The organism is Streptomyces sp. CB02366 (genome assembly GCF_001905905.1).
In the GTDB taxonomy this organism is placed as follows: Bacteria; Actinomycetota; Actinomycetes; order Streptomycetales; family Streptomycetaceae; genus Streptomyces.
On the sequence record NZ_LIVT01000003.1, the window covers coordinates 1,058,923 to 1,075,183 of the forward strand.

At 73.6% G+C, this 16,261-nt stretch carries 10 protein-coding genes; 3 read left to right on the forward strand and 7 right to left on the reverse strand.

Annotated elements, in window-relative coordinates; all coding sequences use genetic code 11:
- Positions 1-26 precede the first annotated feature (26 nt).
- The gene (locus tag AMK24_RS13345) at positions 27-998 is read left to right on the forward strand and encodes an ATP-binding cassette domain-containing protein (RefSeq protein WP_073768370.1); all 972 of its coding nucleotides are present in this window, start codon (positions 27-29) and stop codon (positions 996-998) included.
- Positions 995-1,852: an ABC transporter permease gene (locus AMK24_RS13350; RefSeq protein WP_073768372.1), complete on the forward strand. Its 858-nt coding sequence runs from the start codon at positions 995-997 to the stop codon at positions 1,850-1,852. Before AMK24_RS13345 ends, AMK24_RS13350 begins: the two co-directional genes overlap by 4 nt.
- Before the next feature lie 66 nt (positions 1,853-1,918).
- Here the strand turns inward: AMK24_RS13350 and AMK24_RS13355 are convergent, their stop codons facing one another.
- The 3 genes from AMK24_RS13355 to AMK24_RS13365 all read right to left on the reverse strand — a co-directional run bounded on the left by AMK24_RS13355 (position 1,919) and on the right by AMK24_RS13365 (position 4,322).
- The gene (locus tag AMK24_RS13355; protein ID WP_073768374.1) at positions 1,919-2,341 is read right to left on the reverse strand and encodes a universal stress protein; all 423 of its coding nucleotides are present in this window, start codon (positions 2,339-2,341) and stop codon (positions 1,919-1,921) included.
- Positions 2,342-2,517: 176 nt separating this feature from the next.
- Positions 2,518-3,177, reverse strand: coding sequence for a CE1759 family FMN reductase (locus AMK24_RS13360; protein ID WP_073768376.1), 660 nt, complete (start codon positions 3,175-3,177; stop codon positions 2,518-2,520).
- A 5-nt stretch (positions 3,178-3,182) separates the two neighbouring features.
- A complete protein-coding gene (locus tag AMK24_RS13365; protein ID WP_073768378.1) occupies positions 3,183-4,322 on the reverse strand; it encodes an LLM class flavin-dependent oxidoreductase in 1,140 nt (379 codons plus the stop codon).
- Between the two features lie 426 nt (positions 4,323-4,748).
- On the opposite strand from AMK24_RS13365, the gene trpS reads away from it, so the two are divergent.
- On the forward strand, positions 4,749-5,819 hold the full coding sequence (gene trpS, locus AMK24_RS13370; RefSeq protein ID WP_073768380.1) for a tryptophan--tRNA ligase: 1,071 nt from the start codon (positions 4,749-4,751) through the stop codon (positions 5,817-5,819).
- A 171-nt stretch (positions 5,820-5,990) separates the two neighbouring features.
- Here trpS and AMK24_RS13375 read toward each other — a convergent pair whose 3' ends face one another.
- From AMK24_RS13375 to AMK24_RS13390, 4 genes are all read right to left on the reverse strand, one after another.
- Positions 5,991-7,991, reverse strand: a complete 2,001-nt coding sequence (locus AMK24_RS13375; protein WP_073768382.1) for an NAD-binding protein — start codon at positions 7,989-7,991, stop codon at positions 5,991-5,993.
- A gap of 30 nt (positions 7,992-8,021) precedes the next feature.
- Positions 8,022-13,067 (reverse strand): DNA repair ATPase, encoded by a 5,046-nt coding sequence (locus AMK24_RS13380; RefSeq protein ID WP_073768384.1) that lies wholly within the window; start codon positions 13,065-13,067, stop codon positions 8,022-8,024.
- Positions 13,068-13,208: 141 nt separating this feature from the next.
- Positions 13,209-15,320, reverse strand: a complete 2,112-nt coding sequence (locus AMK24_RS13385) for a hypothetical protein (protein WP_073768386.1) — start codon at positions 15,318-15,320, stop codon at positions 13,209-13,211.
- A gap of 194 nt (positions 15,321-15,514) precedes the next feature.
- Positions 15,515-16,192, reverse strand: a complete 678-nt coding sequence (locus tag AMK24_RS13390) for a hypothetical protein (RefSeq protein WP_073768908.1) — start codon at positions 16,190-16,192, stop codon at positions 15,515-15,517.
- Positions 16,193-16,261: the final 69 nt, after the last annotated feature.

Sequence of the window (16,261 nt, forward strand, 5' to 3'; positions counted from 1 at the left end):
CGGCGACGACCCGCGAGGAAGGGAACATGAGCACAGAACTGGCCATCGAGACCACGGGGTTGGTGAAGGTCTTCGGCGAGAACCGCGCGGTGGACGGCATCGACCTCGCCGTCCCCGCCGGCGCCGTCTACGGCGTTCTCGGGCCCAACGGGGCCGGGAAGACCACCGTCGTCCGCATGCTCGCGACCCTGCTGCGCCCCGACGGCGGCACGGCCCGGGTGTTCGGCGAGGACGTCGTGGAGGACGCCGACGCGGTCCGCGGCCGGGTCAGCCTGACCGGCCAGTACGCCTCGGTGGACGAGGACCTGACCGGCGCGGAGAACCTCGTCCTGCTCGGCCGGCTGCTCGGGCACTCCAGGCGGGCGGCCCGCGACCGGGCGGACCGGCTGCTCGACGGGTTCGGTCTGAGCGACGCGGCGGGCAGGCAGGTGAAGAACTACTCGGGAGGCATGCGACGCCGCATCGACATCGCCGCCTCCATCCTGAACACCCCGGACGTGCTGTTCCTGGACGAGCCGACCACCGGACTCGACCCCCGCAGCCGCAACCAGGTGTGGGACGTCGTGCGGGCGGTCGTCGCGCACGGCACCACGGTCCTGCTGACCACGCAGTACCTGGACGAGGCCGACCGGCTGGCCGACCGGATCGCCGTGATCGACCGGGGAAGGGTGATCGCCGAGGGGACCAAGGGCGAGCTCAAGGCGTCCGTGGGCGCCGGGACCGTTCATGTGCGGCTGCGGGACGCCGGCCGGCGGGCCGAGGCGCGGGAGGTGCTGGCGCTCGCGCTGGACGCCGACGTCCAGGCGGACGCGGACCCGGTGGCGCTGACCGCCCGGCTCCGGGGAGGGAGCGGCGACCAGGGCCCGGCGGAGCAGGCCGGGCGCGCCCTGGCGGAGCTGGCCCGCTGCGGCATCACGGTCGACGACTTCGCGCTGGGGCAGCCCAGCCTCGACGAGGTCTTCCTCGCCCTCACGGACCAGAAGGGAGCGGCGGCATGAGCACCGCGAGCGCCAGGACGGAGATGGAGGGCGTCGTGCTCGCCGAGCCCGACCGGGAACGCCTGGCGGCCCTGCTGGTGGGCCGGGAGCGTCCCCCGAGGCCCAGCGCCCTGTCGGCGTCGATGACCTTCGGCCGGCGCGCCGTGCTGAAGATCAAGCACGTGCCGGAGCAGCTTTTCGACGTGACGGCCTTCCCGATCATGCTGGTCCTGATGTACACGTACCTCTTCGGAGGGGCGCTGGCCGGCTCCACGGCGGAGTACATCCAGTTCCTGCTGCCCGGCATCATGGTGATGAGCGTCGTGATGATCACGATGTACACGGGCGTCGCGGTGAACACGGACATCGCCAAGGGCGTCTTCGACCGGTTCCGCACACTGCCGATCTGGCGGCCCGCCCCGATGGTCGGCTATCTGCTCGGCGACGTCCTGCGCTATCTGCTGGCGTCGGCGGTGATGCTCGCCGTCGGCATGGTCATCGGGTTCCGTCCGGGCGGCGGTGTCCTCGGCGTGCTGGCCGGCGTCGCGCTGCTGGTCGTGTTCTCGTTCGCGTTCTCCTGGATCTGGACGATGTTCGGGCTGCTGCTGCGCTCGGAGAAGTCGGTGATGGGCGTCAGCATGATGGTGATCTTCCCGCTGACCTTCCTCAGCAACGTCTTCGTCGACCCGGGGACGATGCCGGGCTGGCTCCAGGCGTTCGTGAACAACAGCCCGGTCACCCACCTCGCCACGGCGGTGCGCGGGTTGACGGCGGGCGAGTGGCCGGCCGCCGACATCGCCTGGACGCTGGGCTGGTCGGGGGTGCTCCTGGGGGTCTTCGGGGCGGTGACGATGCGGCTCTACAACCGGATGTGACCACCGGCGGGGGTGCGGGCACGCCCGTGCCCGCACCCCCGCCCGGCGGGCCGCCCCGCGCCCGCGTCAGCCGCGTACGACCGTCACCGGGCACGGTGCGTGCTGGGTGACGTGGAGGCTGACCGAGCCGAGGAGGGTGGCCTTCAGGCCGGTGTGGCCGCGGGCTCCCACGACGAGCAGGTCGGCGCCCTCGGCGCGGTCCAGCAGAGACTGGGCCGGGTTGCCGATCACCACGACCTGGTGGACCGCTGCCGCCCGCGCGGCGCCGAGGGCCTCCTCCAGCGCCTCGTTGAGGGAGACGGTGGCCACGGCCTGCGGGTCGAAGTCCTCCGGCAACCCCGGCATCATCGACGCCCAGCTGGTCGCGGGGTACTCCCAGCTGTTCACGGCCTCCACCTCGGCGCCGGTCAGCTCGGCCTGGCGTACCGCCCAGTGCAATGCCTTGATCGACGCGTCGGAGCCGTCGACGCCCACCACGATCCTGCCCATGTCTGCCTCCGGTCCGGTTCTGTGCGGTCCTGCTCGGCACAACGTTCGATCACACTGTAGCCAAACCGGGCAAACGCGGGCGGTTCGCTCCGTCCCGCGCTCGTGGACCGCTCGGCGGACCCCGCCGGGCCCGGCAGGATCCGGTCCTGCCGGGTCCGGGTCCTGCCGTGTCCGGTTCAGTTCAGCCGCAGGTCCGCGAGCTGCTGCTCGAAGGGGACGACCGCGTCCTCCCCGTCGTCCAGGCCCGGGGAGCGCGTGGCTCCGGAGACCGTACGGCCGAGGACCGCGGAGGCCAGCTCACCGCCGGCGCGCCGGATGCGGGACGGCAGGCCCTCGGTGTACTCGTCGCCCGCCGACCCCCAGTCCTCCGACGCCGCGTAGACGGAGGTGGGCACGGTGACGGCCCGCAGGTAGGCGAAGAGGGGGCGCATCGCGTGCTCCAGGACCAGCGAGTGCCGGGCCGTGCCGCCCGTCGCGGCGATCACGACGGGCTTGCCGGTCAGCGCGGTGGGGTCGATCAGGTCGAAGAACGACTTGAACAGCCCGCTGTAGGAGGCGGTGAACACGGGCGTCACGGTGATCAGCCCGTCCGCCTCCGTCACCGCCTCGATCGCCTCGCGGAGTCCGGCCGGCGGGAATCCGCTGACCAGGTGGTTCGCGATGTCGACGGCGAGGTCGCGCAGCTCGACGACGCGGACCTCGACGTCCCGGTCCTGGTCGGCCGCCAGGCGCTCACGGGCGGCGGCGGCCAGCCGGTCGGCCAGCAGCCGGGTGGAGGACGGCACGCTGAGCCCGGCCGAGACGGCGACGACGCGCAGGGGGGTGGTGGCGGTCATGGGGCTCAGACCTCCTTCTTCTCGGACTGCTGCTCGGACTGCTTCCCGCCCGTGCGGGCGTTCTCCTGCGGGGCGCGGGCGGCGGCGACCGCCGGGTGGAGGGGCGCGGACTCCGGCACGCCGGCGGGCCGCAGACGGGCGAACTCCTTGCGCAGCACCGGTACGACCTCCTCGCCGAGGATGTCGAGCTGCTCCAGGACCGTCTTCAGCGGAAGCCCGGCGTGGTCCATCAGGAACAGCTGGCGCTGGTAGTCGCCGACCGCGTCCCGGAACGTCAGCGTCCGCTCGATGACCTCCTGCGGGGAGCCCACCGTCAGCGGGGTCTCGCGGGTGAAGTCCTCCAGGGACGGCCCGTGGCCGTAGACCGGCGCGTTGTCGAAGTACGGACGGAACTCCCGTACCGCGTCCTGCGAGTTCTTCCGCATGAACACCTGGCCGCCGAGTCCGACGATGGCCTGGTCGGCGGTGCCGTGCCCGTAGTGGGCGTAACGGCGCCGGTAGAGGTCGACCATCTTCTTCGTGTGCTCCATCGGCCAGAAGATGTTGTTGTGGAAGAAGCCGTCGCCGTAGTACGCGGCCTGCTCGGCGATCTCCGGGGAGCGGATGGAGCCGTGCCAGACGAACGGCGGGACGCCGTCGAGCGGGCGCGGGGTGGCGGTGAAGGACTGGAGCGGGGTGCGGAACTTGCCCTCCCAGTCCACGACGTCCTCGCGCCACAGCCGGTGCAGCAGGGCGTAGTTCTCGATGGCCATCGGGATGCCCTGGCGGATGTCCTTGCCGAACCAGGGGTAGACCGGTCCGGTGTTGCCCCGGCCCATCATCAGGTCGACGCGGCCGTCCGCGAGGTGCTGGAGGGTGGCGTAGTCCTCGGCGATCTTCACCGGGTCGTTGGTGGTGATCAGCGTGGTGGAGGTGGAGAGGATGAGGTTCTCGGTGCGGGCGGCGATGTAGCCGAGCGTGGTCGTCGGGGAGGACGGGACGAACGGCGGGTTGTGGTGCTCGCCGGTCGCGAAGACGTCCAGGCCGACTTCCTCGGCCTTCTGTGCGATGGCCAGGGTCGCCTTGATCCGCTCGTTCTCGGTGGGGGTCCGGCCGGTGGTCGGGTCGGTCGTGACGTCCCCGACGGTGAAGATCCCGAACTGCATGGCGTCCGCCTTCCTGAGTCCCGGCCGGAGGTCAGGGTTCCGTCTCCGGAAGCCTCGGCCGTTTTGGTTGAACGTTGAACTACACCCTACAACGGGGTCCTCCTCCGTCCTATTCCACGCACCTCCGAGGGGTTTCCGCTCCGCGGACGAGCACCTGCGAGAGGGCTTCCGCCTCGCGGGCGAGCCCCGAAAGAGCTGCGGCGCCGGGTCCGTGGCCCGTACACTGAGGTCATGACCTCCGTCCCGTGCCGAAACTGGTGGCGCTCCTCATAGGAGCGGCCACAGCATCTGCACGGAACCAGGGCCGTTCGACATGGACGGCCCTTTTCGCCGCCCTCCACGGCGCGGACACGGAGACGGAGCGCAGCGGCGCTCACCGGCGGGGCCGTCCCTCACGCACCACTCACGCGAGGAGAGACCCCCACCATGACCACCACCGCCCCGGCCGCCCAGCAGCCCCCCGCCCCCGCCGAGCCCGGCAGCGGCGCCGATCTGGAGCGCCGCATCGCCCAGGACCCGGGCGGGTTCCGGGTCCTCACCGGGGACCGCCCCACCGGCCCCCTCCACCTCGGCCATTACTTCGGCTCCCTGCTCAACCGGGTGCGCCTCCAGAACCTCGGCGTGGACGTCATCGTCCTCATCCCCGACTACCAGGTCATCACCGACCGGGACACCGCCGAGCGGCTGGGGGAGTACACAGACGGGCTGCTCCTGGACTACCTGGCCCTCGGTATCGACCCCGCCCGGTCCACCGTCTTCTGCCACAGCGCCGTACCCGCGCTCAACCAGCTTATGCTGCCCTTCCTGAGCCTCGTCTCCGTCGCCGAGCTGAACCGCAACCCCACGGTCAAGGACGAGATCGCGCACTCGCGGCAGTCCACGGTCAGCGGGCTGATGCTCACCTACCCGGTCCACCAGGCCGCCGACATCCTGGCCTGCAAGGGCAACGTGGTCCCGGTCGGCCGTGACCAGGCGCCCCACCTGGAGGTCACCCGCACGATCGCCCGCCGCTTCAACGAGCGGTACGGCCCCGTCTTCCCGGAACCGGACACCCTGTTCTCCACCGCGCCCCTCCTGCTCGGCACGGACGGCGGCAAGATGAGCAAGAGCCGGGGCAACTCCATTCCGCTCTCCGCCACCGCCGACGAGACGGCCCGTCTGGTCAAGGGCGCGACCACCGACGCCGACCGGCACATCACCTACGACCCCGAGCGCCGGCCGGGCGTCTCCTCCCTCGTCCTGCTGGCCGCCCTCTGCCTGGAGCGGGATCCGCACGAGGTCGCGGCGGAGATCGGCGGCGGCGGGGCCGCCGTGCTCAAGCGGACGGTGACCGACGCGGTCAACGGCCGTCTGGCCCCCCACCGGGCCCGGCGGGCGGAGTACGCGAAGGACCTGACGTACGTGCGGTCGGTGCTCCGTGCGGGCAACGAGCGGGCGAACGCGCTGGCGGAGGCCACCCTGGACGAGGTGAGGGAGGCGATGGGCGCGTTCCGGTAGCGGTCGGCCCCGGGCGGCGCTTCATCGGTACCGGCGGCGCTTCATCGCGTCCCGGTCCCCGGCGGCGGCGATGTCCGTGGGCGGCGGCGGCACCGCACGACCGGGGACGCCCTGCCGCCGCCCCCGGGCCGTTCGCCTCCCCGCCCCGCCCCCCCGCCACCTCGCCGTTCGCTACCGCCGCGACGCCGCCGTCCGGCGGCGGCGCAGCAGTTCCGCGAGGCCCCGGCGGGTGGCGGCGATCACCACGCGGTCCTGGGCGCGCAGGACGTAACCGGGGTGCAGGTCCCAGACCAGGCCGGAGGACGGCGGCGTCGCGCCGCCGCTCGCCGGGTCGTACGGGGGGACGGCGGCGAGGTCGGGGGCGCGGTCGGCGGGCGGGGTGGCGTCGAGGGCCAGGACCCGCCACGCCCCGGACCGGAACGCCTGCTCGACCGTGCGGCCCTCCAACTGCGGGTGCCCCGCGACCTCCAGGGCCGCGAACAGCATGACCTTCCGCTCGACCGGGACCGCGCCGAGGATCTGCCGGCCCATCATGGCGACCGCGAAGGCGGGGGCGGCCAGGTGGGAGACCGAGCGGGAGCGGGTCAGGGCCTGGGGGTGCGCGGTGCGCAGGGTGCGGTAGACGGCGGTGGCGAACTCGTCGTCGTACAGCCGCAGCGCCACCCGCAGGTCCGGTTTCACCGAGCGGGCGTACAGCGTCGCTTCCAGGTTCGTCGTGTCGATGCTGGTCAGCGCGAGGAGGGCGTGGGCGCGGCGGATCTTGGCGGCCTCCAGGACGCCTTCCTGGGTGACGTCGCCGATGACGGTCGGCACGTGCAGGGAGCGGGCCAGCGGGATGCCCCGCGCCTCGGGGTCCTCCTCGACGACGACCACGGGGATGCCGAGTTCGCGGAGGCGTACGAGGACGCGCGTTCCGATCTTGCCTAGGCCCAGCAGCACCACGTGCCCCGACAGGCCGCGCGGCGGGCGGCGCAGCGAGGAGGCCGTGCGCAGGGTGCCGAACGCCTCCAGGACGGCGGCGATCAGCAGCGGCAGCAGGAGCATCCCGGCCATGCCGGAGAGGATCTGGATGATCTGGCGGGCCGGGGGCGCGTCCTCCGCCGGGTCGTTCATGCCGAGCAGGTCGAGCAGGGTCAGGTACGTGGAGTGGAGGGCGGAGTCCTTTGTGGTCAGCAGCGAGGCGATCACCAGGGCGAGCGCGGAGAGCGCGACGCCGAGGGCCGACCAGCGCAACCGGCGGGAGAAGACCTGGGAGAGCGGGGCGCCCCTGCCTCCCATCCGGGCCGCGGGCTGGTCCGGGTCGGCCCGGCTGATCGCTTCGAGGACCACCGTGCCCCGGCCGGTCGCGGCGGCGACGGCCCTCTCGTCGGGCAGCAGCAGCGGGGCCTCGTCGCCACTGCTCTCCGAACCCTCCGCCCCCGCCGGGTCGTTGGTGGTGGAGGAGAGCAGGGCGAGGGTGCACAGGCCGGGGTCGGCGCTCTCGCCCCGGCGCGGCGGCGGGCGTTCGGCGGCGCGCAGGAGCAGCCCCTCGGCCTGGATGATCTTGCTGCTGCCGGTGAGGGCGGTGGCGGCGAGGGCCGGGGCGGCGGTGTCGGCGTCGGACAGGACGGTGGTGGAGGCGTCCAGCAGCGCCGGGTCGATGCCGGGCATGGAGACGGCCGCCGCCTGGTCGAGCAGCTCCTCCAGGTGCTGGCCGAGCTTGCGGTTGTAGAGCCGGATCACCAGCCGCAGGCGGGGGTTGAGGCGGCGGGCGGTCAGGGCCGCGCGGATGTTGCGCTCGTCGTCGTCGTAGACGAGGGCGAGGGCGGCGGCCCGGTCGACGCCCGCCTCCTCCAGTACCTCGTCGGAGGGTTCGGGCGCCTCCATGATGCGGACCGCCTCGACCCCGGCGTTGGTGTCGCCGTCGCCTCCGGCGGTCCCGTTGCCCGCGCGGTTCATCGCGGCCGACATCCGGCCGAACAGGGCCGCCGCACGGCCGCGTTGGGTCAGCGGCGTCTCCGGGGCGTTCGCGTCGCGCCCCGGCGGCAGGAGGAGGGCGACCCGTTCGCCGTAGACGTAGCGCAGCTCCACGGCGAGCCGGCGGGCCAGGGCGTCGTCACCGCAGACGATCATGTGGCCGGTGGACGGCGGCCGTCCCGGCTGCTGAGGAAGTGGAGGCACGAGGCCCAGCATGCCGTGATCCTTCCGGCTCGGTCTGCCCGGTCAGTGTGGAGAGTCGGTGATCTTCGCATGATGGTCCGGAACCGTCCGGGCGCCGGCCGCGCCCGCTTCCCGGGGGTCCGGAGCGGGCGCCGGGCCCGTAGGCGGGAGCCGGGGGTCCGCCGCGCGCCGGATCGCCGTCTCCACCGCCGCGATCCGGTCCGCGAGCAGTCCGAGCGCCGCCACCGCGCGGGTCAGGGGGTCGCCGTCCGGGCCGCCGAGCGCCTGTGTGCGGACGTAGGAGGCGGTGACGGCCGCCCACCGCTCGGCCTGTTCGGCGGTGAGCGTGGAGCGCAGGGCGGCCAGCTTGAGCAGGTTCGCCTCGGCCCCCGTGGTGAGCGTCTGGGCCTCGCCCGCGTAGTGGTCGTCGATGACGGCGGACAGCTCGTCGTCGTTCATGACGGGCACGATCCGCTCCGCGATCTTGTTCATGTCGCGGTAGGAGCCCTGGAGCCGGAACGGCGGCTCGGTGCGGGTGGCGTCTGTCCGCGCGGCGGAGGCGATGTACGCCGCGTTCACCGCGAGGACGGTGTCCCGGGCCGTGAGCAGATGGCGGAGAACGGCCAGGATGCTGTCCAACTCGCCTGACGAGTAGGGGTGTTCCAGCTTCGCCGCGTGTGCGGACGGGTCGCCGCCGGCCAGCCGCACCAGCAGGGCCAGGTCGTCCCGGGAGCGGGCGGCGAGCGGGGCGAGGACCGGGTTGGCGGTCAGCGCGTTCTCCACGAAGCTCAGCGCGAAGACGTCCTCGCGACCGCTCAGCACCTCGCCTAGGTTCCACACGTCGGCCCGGTTGGCGAGCATGTCGGGGATGCGGAACCGCTCGCCGGACTCGGTGTACGGGTTGCCCGCCATGCAGACCGCGAACCGCTTGCCCCGCAGGTCGTAGCTGCGCGGCTCGCCGTCCCGCACGCCTTCGATCCGGCGGGTGGCGTCGCACAACGGGATGAACTTCTGGAGCAGTTCGGGCGAGGTGTGCTGGATGTCGTCGAGGTATAGGAGGGTGTTGTTGCCCGCCTCCAGCGCGAAGTTGATCTTTTCGATCTCCTGTCGGGCGGTGGCGCTCGGGGCCCGGCCGGGGTCGAGGGAGGTCACGTCGTGGCCCAGGTTCGGACCGCTGACCTTGACGAGGACCATGCCGAGCCGGTCCGCGACGTACTCCATCAGCGTCGTCTTGCCGTAGCCCGGCGGCGAGACCAGCAGCAGCAGCCCCTGCGAGTCGGTGCGCCGGTCGGCGCCGGCGGTGCCGATCTGCTTGGCCAGGCTGTCCCCGATCAGCGGCAGGTACACCTCGTCGAGCAGCCGGTTGCGGACGAAGGCCGACATGACGCGCGGCCGGTGGTCGTCCAGCCGCAGCCGCCCGCGCTCGGCGGCCACCAGGGAGGTGCGCAGCCGCTGGTAGGCGCGGAACCCGGGCACGGTCCCGGTGCGGAACCCGGCCGTGCGGGCGAGGAGTTCGTCCAGCCGTACGGTGAGGGACCCGCCGCCTCCCAGGCGCGGGTGGTCGCCGAGGAGGCCCTCCAGCCGTTCGGTGAGCGGCGCGTCGCACGCGTACCGCTCCAGCTCCGGGCACAGCTCCACCGCCACGGCCTCCGCGAGATCGCCGTCGTCGAGGCCCGTCCCCGTGGTCTGCGCGTAGGGGACGATCCAGCCCTCCACGAGCTGGCGGCGGGAGGTCAGGTCGTCGCCCAGGGCCGCCAGGTCCTCCGTGTACGCGTCGGGCCCGACGACCCGGTGGAAGCCGTCGAGGAACTCCCCCACCGCGGCGGACCGCACGAACCCGGCGGGCCCGCTCGTCAGCTCCTCGAAGAGGTACGCGGCGACCGCCTCGGGCCGAGCCCCCTCCGGCGCCGCCGGGCTGTGCCCGATCGCCGCCGCCCACTCCTCCTGGAGCGCGGCGACGGCGGGGGCCAGGCCGAAGGCGTCGCGGGCACGGGCCAGCGAGACGGCCCGCCGCCGCCAGGCCGTGCGCTGCTCCGCGTCCACGCCGTAGGCCCAGAACAGCTGGGCCGCCGCCCGGGCCCGGGGCTCGTGGCGCAGCAGCCCCGCATCCGCGTACAGCCGCAGCAGTGCGGCCAGGATCGCGGTGGCGTCCTCGTCGTGGACGCCCCGGGTGTACCCCTCGTCGTACGCCTCGGCCGCCGACTCCCGTACGAGACCCGCCCGTTCGGCGTCGGACAACGCGGTCAGGCGGTTCGCCCCGTGCTCGTCGAGGAGGCGGGCGGCCAGGTGCTCGGCGCGGTAGACGGCGGCGTTCTCCGAGGGAAGGAGCTGATCCCAGTACGGGCGGGTCGCCGCGAACGCCGGGTCGGTGACCGGGGCCCGGTAGTCCGTGCCGGTCAGCGCGAACGCGAGGCCCTGCCCCTGCCCGTCCCGGCCCCCGGAGGGCACGAGCGTCAGGTCGAACGGCTGGGTGTTCACCGCGAACCGGTGGCGGCCCAACTTGATCACGGAACCGCCGTCCGCGTACAGCTCGGTGCGGTCGCGCAGGGCGCGGCCCGCCTCCTGCCGGGCCGCCTTCAGCCGCCCCTCCAGCTCCTCCGCCCGTACGGGGTCGCCGAGTTCGCGCAGCTCGTCGGCGGTGCGGCGGACCTTGGCGACCATCGGGTCGGAGGCGAAATAGGTGTGGACGGCGTCCAGGTCCTCCAGCGCGGCCACCCGCCGGGCGACGGTGTCCAGCACCCGGTCGGCCGACCCGGCCAACCGCTCCGCCCGGCGGGCCCGCTCGTCCTGAAGGGTCTGCTTGCGCGCCGAGAACGCCTCGTACACCTCGGTCCGGCGCTCGGCCAGCTCCGCGAGGAAGTCGTCGAACTCGGAGAACCGCGACTCCAGGTTCTCCAACCGGAGAAGCAGCCGCGCGAGTTGGTCGTCGCACGCCTCCGGTGTACCGGCGGCGGCCAGGGCCCCCGTCACCGCCTGCCCGAGCAGGGCGAACTCGGCGGCGAACTCGGCCCGCCCCTCCTTCGACAGCAGCTCCCGGCGGCGCGCGTCGAGCGTGGCGCGGGCCCGGTTGGCGCCGCCCAGCACCTCCGCGATCCGCTCCAGGATCGAGGTGCGCACGGTGGCGTCGCCGATGTCGAGACCGGCGACGACGTCGGTGACGGTGGCCAGGCCCTCTGTCATCGCCGCGAGCCGGTCGGTCACGGCGGCGGCGTCGCGGACGGTCTCCAGCGACCCCGCGTCCGCGACGAGCCCGGAGACCTCCTCGTGGTAGCCGTCGAACGCGTCGTCGCGCGCCAGGAAGGACACGGCCCGCTGGGCGGCGGAGGCGATGTCGTCCTCCGTCCGGGCGGACAGCTCCGCGATCCGCTCGGCGTCGGCGTACCGCATGCCGGCGACGGTCGCCAGGCGGCCGTGCGCCCGCCGGAGCTCGGTCAGCCGTTCGACCCAGGCGGATGCGGACCCGGGCGCCTCGCCGCGCACCCGCCGTACCAGTGCGGTGATGCGGGCGTCGGTCTCCTCCAGCGCGTCGGCGGCCCGCCGGGTCAGCTCCTGTACGGCGGTGAACTCGGCCAGCACCTGCTGAGCGGTGTCCCGCAGCTCGTCCAACGGCTCTGCCAGCGAACCCAGTTCGGGGTCGGAGAGCCAGTGGTAACGGTCCTGGGCGCGGGTGCAGTCGGCGGCGAGCCGCCCGTAGACGGCGGTCGTCGGCGCCATGTCCCGTACGCCGTGGGCGAGGGCGAGGCAGTCGGAGATCCCGCGCACCAGGTCGGCGTTGCCGATCCGGGCCACCGGCCCGGTCCCGGCGGGGCGGGAGGCGGCGTAGGTGTCGGAGACGTACGGGGTCCGCCAGCGCTGGAGGGAGTGCACGCGGGCCGGCCCGTCCGGGCTGTCCCGCAGCAGGACGAGCGTTCCGTCGTCCAGCAGCGCGTGGCCGCGCCCGGTGAGCGGGGTGGCGACCTCCTGGCGGATCAGGTTGTAGGGGAGGAGGAGGCTGCGCAGGCCGTCGCGGGAGCGGAAGACGTACAGGACGTCCTCGCCGTTGGGGGAGCTGACCGCGCCCTCGAAGACGGGCTCGGTCAGCTCCTCGGCGGTGTCGAAGGTCTTCGCGGCCCCGGTGGTGAGGTAGTAGCCGCCGGGGAAGATGATCCCCTGGTCCTCGGGGAGGCGGCGGCAGGCCGGGCCGATGCCGTCGAGCCGTTCGACGGAGCCCAGCAGCGAGTTGAAGACGAGGTGGCGCCAGTGCGCCTCCTTGTACGGGCGCACGCGCAGCAGCACCAGCGGTCCGACCTCCGCGTACGCGACGTCGGCGTCGGCCAGCGACTGCAGCGGCTCGTCGACCGGCTCCTCGTAGATCCCGTCCGGCGACTCGGTGTCGTCGGCGGTCTTGACGGTCAGGGTGCCGCCGAGGGTGTCGACGAACAGGCCGCCGCCCTTGCCGATGGCGATGTGCGGGTGGCGCCCGGGGACGTGGGCGTCGCGCCCGGCGACAGTCCACTCGACGTCGTGGGACGGCGGGAAGACGTGGTCGCGCTCGCCCTGCGCGTCCAGGAACGCCCCGGGCGACCCGTCCGCGCCCAGGGCCCAGCGCAGGACCCGGATGTCCTCGGCGTTCTCGCCGGTACGGAAGACGGCCAGCAGCCTGCCGTCGACGCGGCGCAGCCGCAGGAGGCGGGCGTCGCGGAAGTAGCGGTGGAGGGAGGCGAACGCGTGCCGGAAGCCGGGGTCGTCGAGGAGGCCGGACTCCTGGGCGGGGGCGTCCGCGGCGTCCGCGTCCCGCGGCGAGGCGTCCCGGACGAGGAGGACGTCCTCGACGCCGGCCTCGCCCCGTGCCCCCGGCCCCCGCTCGAAGCCGAGGAGCAGTTTTCCGCCCACGGCGACGAGGTCGCGCGGTACGGCGGGGTGCTCGGTGCGCACCTGCTCGGTGGCGAGGAGGCGGAGTCCGGTGGTCCCGAACTCCTCGGTGCGGCGGGCGTTGAGCGCCTCGGCCCGCCGGACGAGCTCGCCCGCCCGGGCGGAGAGCCGCCGCCGCAGCACCTCGTAGGCGCCGGCGTCGACCTCGCCGCGCCCGCCCGGGGGCGCGGTGGCGGTGGCGGTGGTGTCGCTGTCCATGCGTACGGCTCCCTACGTGTTTCTTCCGGCGTGCGGAGCGGGCGGCCCCGTGCGGCGGCGCCGTGCCCCGTGCTGCGGCGCCGGGCGGACCGGGTGGCCGGCCCGCCCGGCGCTCCAGGGCGGGGCGCGGGGCCCCGCGGCCTATCCCTTCGCCCCGGCCCCGTTCAGCGACACCGCGACGGGGGCCGCCTCCGTACCGCCGCCGACCGGCAGGTCCGCCAGCCCCAGCTCCCTCGCCGCCGCCAGCAACTGCTCCATCTGGCCCGAAGCCGCCCCCGCCGACCCCATCAGCCGCGTCAGCAGCGCCGACACCGTCAGGTTCCGCACATCGCCCGTGGAGACCGAGCCCAGCACCCGGGTCAGGTCGTCCGTGAAGGAGGACGAGCCGTCCAGCCAGGGTCCGGCCAGCGCCTGCGCGGTCTGCGAGTTCTGGACGAACCCGTCCACGCCCTTGCCGAGCGAGACCGAGGAGACCAACCGGTCGAAGAAGACGGAGTCGCCGCCGACGATGTCGATGTCGGCGTTCTCCAGCCCCGTCGCCAGGACCGTCGCCTGCGCCTCGGCGACCTGCCGCTGCACATCGAGCCCGGCGAGCCGGATCTCCTTCTCCGCCTCCAGCCGCAGGCGGTACTCCTCGTGCGTACGGGACGCCTCGTCCAGCGCCGCCATCGCGGCGGCCTTCTCGGTGAGCCCCGCGGCCTCCGCCTTCAGCTTCTCGCCGATGACCGCGGCGTCCGCGGTCGCCCGCGCGCGGGTGCCCTCGGCCTCCGCGAGCGCCTTGAGCCGCGCGCCCTCCGCCTCGGCCTTGAGCCGGGCCGCCGTCGCCTCGGCCTCCGCGAGGCCGGCCTTCTCGATGACCTCGGCCTCGGCGTCCCGCACCTGCACGGCGGCCAGACCCGGCGCCGCCGTCTCGGCCCGCACCCCCTCCGCCAGCCGCAGCTTGGCCTGCGCGTCCAGGTCCGCGGTCTTGAGCCGCGCCTCGGCGAGGGTGAGCTGCTCGGCCGCCAGGTGCGTGGAGGCCGCCTCCGCCGCCTCGGCCGCCTTGATGTCCTTGACCAGCTTCTCTTGCGCCTCCGCCTCGGCCGCGATGATGACCGACCTGCGGGCGCGCTCGGCGTCCTCGACGGCGCGCAGGGTGAGGATCGACTCCTCCTGTTCCGCGACCGTGCGGTCCACCGCGATCCGCTCGCGGATGACGTCGGCGACCTCGCGCCGCTCGGCCTCGACCTCCTTGGTGGCGGCGATCCGGTTCAGCTCGGTCTCGCGCTCGCGCCCGATGACCTCCAGCATCCTGTCCTTCTCGATGCGCTCGCTCTCGACGGCGATGACGCGCTCGCGGTTCTTCTGCGCGACGGCGATCTCCCGCGCCTGGTTCTCGCGCTGGATGCCGAGCTGCTCCTCGGTCCTGATGAACGCGCTCTGCGAACCGAGCCGCTCCTCCTCCTGCACCCGGGCGGTGGCGGCCTCCTCGCGGGCCCGCAGCGTCTCGACCTCGCGGCGCTGCTTGATCTCGGCCTCGGCCTGGCGGCGCTCCAGCTCCAGGATCGTCTCGCGGGCGTCGACGTCCTGCCGGGTGATCTCCTTCTGCTCGGTGCGCTGGAACTCGTTGGTGCGCACGTGCTCGATCGCGGTCAGCTCGGTGATCTTCCGGATGCCCTGGGCGTCCAGGATGTTGGCCCCGTCGAGCTGGGCCATCGGGGTCTGCTCCAGGAAGTCGATCGCGGCGTCGTCGAGGTGGTAGCCGTTCAGGTCGGTTCCGATGACCTGGATGATCCGGTCCCGGAACTCCTCGCGCTGGGTGTACAGGTCGACGAAGTCGAGCTGCTTGCCGACGGTCTTGAGCGCCTCGGAGAACTTCGCGGCGAAGAACTCCTGGATGGCGACCTTGTCGCTGGCCCGCTGCGTACCGATGGACTGGGCGACCTTGATGACGTCCTCGACCGTCTTGTTGACCCGGACGAAGAAGGTGATCTGGATGTCGGCGCGGATGTTGTCCTGGCAGATCAGGCCCTCGCGCCCGGCCCGGCGGATCTCGATCGTCTTGACCGAGATGTCCATCGTCTCGGCCTTGTGGAGCACGGGCAGGACGACGGCCCCGGTGAAGGTGACGTCGACCTTCTTGGTCTTGGAGATGATCAGGGCCTTGCCCTGTTCGACCTTGTGGAACAGCCGGGTGACGACGAAGACGACGGCGATGACGATGAGCAGGACAACGGCGATGAGCACGCCGATGCCCAAGGAGATGGCATCCATGGAGAGTCCTTGGCGGCTGGTCGGTACGGAAGGTCGTGGTCGGGGGCGGTCGGCGGCGAGGTGGGCGGGTCCCGGTCGCGTACCGGGGCCCTCGCGCGGGTGGCGCGCGGCGGCACGTGGCGGGGGTACGGAGACGTGGTGGAGGTGGGGAGGCGGGGCGGGGGGGGGGAGGGGGGGCGGGCGGCCCGTCCGGGTCAGCCGGACGCGCCGCCCCGCGGTCCGGGCGGTCCGGTGTTCGGGCCCGGGTCCAGCGCCGCGTCGTAGGACGCGACCCAGAAGAACTCGCCCTCCTCGTCGTAGGCGTAGAGGAGCCCGGTGCCGCCCCTGGCGAGCGGAGCCTCCCCGGCGGCCGGACCGGGGAGCGAGTGCGGCGGGGCGGCGAGCCGGACCTGCACGGTGGCGGTCGATCCGTCGGGCGCGACGACCTCGGCCTGGCCGAAGGACGCGGTGACGGAGCCGGTGCGGATCGTGCAGACGCTGCCGAGGAAGTCGAGCCGGGACGGTGGGGGCTGCGCCGGGAAGTACCGGCGGAAGCGGCGCAGCAGGAGGCGGACGGCCGCCCAGGCGATGAGCAGCGACCCGGCGAGCACGGCGAAGGAGAGCGCGGTGCGGGCGGCGCCGCCGGTCCCGCTCCGGTGCAGCAGGACCGTACCGGTCAGGCTGCCGAACCAGGCGAGGACGACGAGCAGGGAGACGGAGACCGGGGCGGGGACGCCGCCGAGACCGGCCGGGGCGGTGTCGAGATCTCCGCCGAAGGAGTCGTGGCCGGCGGCCCCGGCCAGCACCAGGAGCCAGAAGCAGACGACGACCACCAGGGCCGCGCCGAAGACGGCGGCGGGGAAGGCGAGCGCCGCGCTCAGGAACTCGTCCACCTGTCCCACCCCCCCCCTTGCGGTCGCGCGCGTCGTCCGGTGACGGTGCGCCTCGTCGGTTCCGGTACG